Raw genomic sequence first — 608 nt, forward strand, 5'->3', positions numbered from 1 at the left:
GGGTGGGTTCAAGGATGAAGTGCGACTTGCGATAGATAACAATGGCTTATCACTCGCAAGGACTTGCCCATGGAACGTACCTACTCCCAGATTGATATGGATGAACGCCGCAAGATCGCCCGATGGCGAACGGCTGGTATTAGTGTTGATGTCATTGCCGAAAAGCTCGGTCGTCATCGCTCGACGATTTTCCGCGAGCTGCGACGCAATGCTTTCACAGATTCGCAAATGCCCGAACTCAATGGCTATTATTGTGTGACGGCCAACGACATGGCGCGTGACCGGCGTGCCAAGCTGCGCAAGCTGGCACGGTTCTCGCATCTGCGCCAATCCGTGATCGAGCGCATTATGCATGGCTGGTCGCCGCAACAGATAGCCGGCCGGCTGCAGCTGGAGCGGCATCCGATTTGTGTGAGCCATGAGACGATCTACAAGTTCGCCTATTCGCCGGACGGGCATGCGATCAAGCTTTGGCGGCACCTGCCGGAGCACCGGGCCAGACGCCGGCCGAGGCATGCCAGACGGCGCCATGGCCGTCGTTTCAGCCCGGAAGTCAACATTCTTTTCCGTCCCGACGTCGTTGCCGAGCGCAAACAGTTCGGGCATTG

Annotated in this window: 1 protein-coding gene; it reads left to right on the forward strand. The window is 58.1% G+C overall.

The annotated features are described in order from the left end of the window. Nucleotides 1-69 precede the first annotated feature (69 nt). Nucleotides 70-608 (forward strand): IS30 family transposase (locus PHA01_RS29130; protein WP_271899725.1); only part of this gene is annotated, 539 nt, incomplete at its 3' end.

The sequence above is a fragment of the Candidatus Phyllobacterium onerii genome (assembly GCF_028331445.1).
Classification (GTDB): domain Bacteria; phylum Pseudomonadota; class Alphaproteobacteria; order Rhizobiales; family Rhizobiaceae; genus Phyllobacterium; species Phyllobacterium onerii.